Raw genomic sequence first — 3,212 nt, forward strand, 5'->3', positions numbered from 1 at the left:
CCGACAGAGCCGCCGATTCCCCACCCCCCGTGGTCACGTAATTCCCCAGGTGGTGGCCGTAGCTGCGGTCGGGCCCCGCCGATGATGCGGGGCCCCACGGCTCAGTCCTGCCAGTCCAGCTGTGGCTCGGGGATACCGATGGAGCGCGCGTAGTCCTGCGCCTGCCGACGGCCTTCGGCCTGCTTGCGCGGATAGCGGAAGACCTTGTCGGCGAAGATTACGAACGCCTCCGTGGTCGTGTTGTAGTTGACATACCAGCCCCCGGTCGGGGCCAGGCAGGCGGCCAGCTGCTCGGCCAGACGCTCAGCGTCGGCCTCCTCGGCGGCGAAGTCCAGGAGAGTCCACTGCTGCGGCTGCTCGGCCGCCGCGTTGTTCACCTCCACTCTGACGATCTTGGTGATGTGCAGCTGGACTCCGGCCAACTCCGTTCCGAGCCGCAGACTTTCCGCGATCAGCACGCCTTCGAGCACCTGGTCCTCCTTGATCTCGACGCGGTGAGAGTAGCGGGGACCTGTGACAGTGGCGGACCGGTATCGCATCAGCCGTTTGCGGGTGTGCCCGGCTTCTCGGTGGGGCCCTTGGGCCGCTTGTTGGGACGGTAGCTGGGGCCGTTCATGATGACCTGATGGCTGGAGTTGATCAGCCGGTCCAGCAGTGACTCGGCGACGACAGGGTTGGGGAAGAGGGGATACCAGTCGCTGGGCGCCCTGTTGCTGGTGATGATCAGAGACCGGCCCTGCCGCTCGGAGACGAGTTCGTAGAGGTCGTCGGCCTGGGCGGCGGACAGCTGGCGCATGGCGAAGTCGTCGAGGATGAGCAGGTCGGGGCGGATGAGCTCTCGCATGCGCCTGTCCCAGGTGCGGTCCGCGTGGCCGCCGGCGAGCTCGGCGAGGATGCGGCTGGTCTTGGCGAAGCGGACGCCTGCGCCCTGGCGGACGGCCTGGTGGCCGAGGGCCTGGGCGACGTGTGTCTTCCCGACGCCGACGGGTCCGAAGAGGATGACGGACTCGCCGGAGTGGAGCCAGCGCAGGGCGGCGAGGTCGCGGATCTGGGCGGCGGGCAGTTTCGGGGAGGCGTTGAAGTCGAAGCCCTCCAGGGTGGCCTGCTGCTCGAACTTGGCTTTGCGCAGGCGGCGTTCGAGCGCGACGCTCTCGCGTCGGGTGATCTCGTCGTGACAGAGGACCTGAAGGAAGTCGAGGTGTCCGAGTTCGCCTTTCTGAGCCTGGGTGAGGCGGGCGTCGAGGGTTTCGAGCATTCCGGACAGCCGCAGGGTCTTGAGGGAGTCGCGCAGGGCGGTGGTCATCACGCTCATCGGGCGGCCTCCTCGGCGTCATCGTGGCCCTGGTCCTCGTGGACGCTGCCGGGCGTCTGGGTGGGAATGCTGGCGGCGAACAGACCCTCGGGCCCGTGCAGGAAGGCCGCGGCTCCGGCATCGCCGGTCTCGGGTTCCGGATCGGTCTCGGTGCCGGCGACCAGGATGCCCTTGACGGTGCGGTAAGACGGGTCGCCGACCGCGACCGCCTTGCGGCAGGCGGCCTCCAGCCGGGCGTCGCCGTACTTCTTCCGCAGCCCGAGCACTCCCTGGGCTGCGCGGAGCCGGTAGAGGGCGTTGACCTCCAGGAGCTGGTCGATCACCTCCCGGCAGGCGTCCCCGACCTGGGATGCCTGGCCGCGGCACCAGATCGGCGTCCTCATCTGGAAAGCGATCTTCTCGGGCGGGTAGTCGTTCTTGTCAGTGCGTTTGCCCTGTTCCAGGGCGGCGTGGGTCTTGACCAGCTCGCCCTCGTGGAAGATCTGCACCGTGACAGCGGTGGAGCGGACATCGACGCGGCGTCCGATCAGTTTCCAGGGCACCGAGTAGAGGGTGCGGCCGACCTTGATGTGAATGTCCGGGCCGACCGTCGCCTTCGACCATCTGGCCAGCACGAACAGCTCAGATGGCAGCGGCAGCAGGGCCTCGGCCTCGACCGCCTCGAACACCGACAGTGGCTTCGCACCGTCCAGCGGCCGGCACTGCCGCTGACCAGCAACATTTCTCGCCCAGAGCAGCGCCTCGGCCTGCATGTGCTCCAGTGAGGTGAACGTCCGCCCGCTCCAGAACGAGTCTCGGACATAAGGCATGGGCCGCTCCACTCTGGGCTTGTCCTTCGGCTTCGCAGCGCGGGCCGGGTCCACCAACGTGCCGTAGTAGGAGGCGAGTTCGGCGTACGACTTGTTGATCTGCGGGTCGTAGAGGTCCGGCTTGTCCACCCCGGTCTTGAGGTTGTCCGGCACCAGGCGCCGCGGGATGCCTCCGAAGAAGCGGAAGGCTTCCGCGTGCGCTTCGGTCCAGGCGTGCTGGTCCATGTGTGCCACCGGGCGGACGAACATGTGCCGCGAGGCAGGCAGCACCATCACGAACGCCCAGATCCGGTGCCGCTTCCCGGTCGCCGGGTTGATCCACTGCCCCAGGAACCCGTAGTCGATCTGGGCCTCCGAGCCCGGCTCGACGTTCTCCCGCAGCACCGTGACCTTCGAGCGGGCCGCTTCCTCAGGCAGGTTCTCGTGCACCCAGCGCCGGAACGTCGACAGCGACACCTTCAACTTGCCCTCGTCCCGGAGCCGTTGGTGGATCGTGGTGACCGTCGTGGTCTCCAGCAGGCTCTTGACGTAGTCCCGGTGCGGCTCGATCTCTGCCCACCGCACCTGGTTCAGCCTCCGGCTGGCCAGCTCCGGGAACCAACTCTTGAGCAGTTTGGCCCAGTCCGCCTCGCTCATCGGCGGCCCTCCCGGAGTGATCCCGGCCGCCTCCGCCGGCGCCAGGTACTTCCTGATCGTCTTGCGGTCCACCCCCAGCGAGGCGGATACCTGGCTCTTGGACCGGCCCGCGTACCAGTGCACGTAGATCTCGACGATGTCGACCACGGTGAATGTTCTCCTTGCCATCCGGTGCGTCCGTCGGCCTCTCGGCTCGCAGATCGAGGGACCTCGACGGCTCCGAGAGGCCAGGACCCTCAACCCGGGCACCGGCATGCCCATGGGGAACCCGACCGATTCGCAAGGAAGATCTAGAAGTTTCGCAAACCACCCGAAACAGGGAACATCAGGCTAGTTCGAGCGTGTTCAGCGGCACCATCGACGGTCAGCGTCCCCATGGGGAGTCGTGACCACAGTGGTGGGGAATTGGCTGACGCCGATCATGCAGATCGTGGGGAATTGTTTGACCGTCGACA

3 protein-coding genes are annotated in these 3,212 nt (G+C 67.2%); all 3 read right to left on the reverse strand.

Annotated features, from left to right (window positions below):
- Positions 1-101: 101 nt before the first annotated feature.
- The 3 genes from ACFY10_RS54975 to istA all read right to left on the reverse strand — a co-directional run bounded on the left by ACFY10_RS54975 (position 102) and on the right by istA (position 2,904).
- A complete protein-coding gene (locus tag ACFY10_RS54975) occupies positions 102-470 on the reverse strand; it encodes a hypothetical protein (RefSeq protein WP_390672975.1) in 369 nt (122 codons plus the stop codon).
- A gap of 68 nt (positions 471-538) precedes the next feature.
- On the reverse strand, positions 539-1,312 hold the full coding sequence (gene istB / locus ACFY10_RS54980) for an IS21-like element helper ATPase IstB (protein WP_390672976.1): 774 nt from the start codon (positions 1,310-1,312) through the stop codon (positions 539-541).
- Positions 1,309-2,904, reverse strand: a complete 1,596-nt coding sequence (gene istA / locus ACFY10_RS54985) for an IS21 family transposase (RefSeq protein WP_390672977.1) — start codon at positions 2,902-2,904, stop codon at positions 1,309-1,311. Before istA ends, istB begins: the two co-directional genes overlap by 4 nt.
- Positions 2,905-3,212: the final 308 nt, after the last annotated feature.

Origin of the sequence: Streptomyces sp. NPDC001401 (genome assembly GCF_042895385.1) — a bacterium.
Classification (GTDB): Bacteria; Actinomycetota; Actinomycetes; order Streptomycetales; family Streptomycetaceae; genus Streptomyces.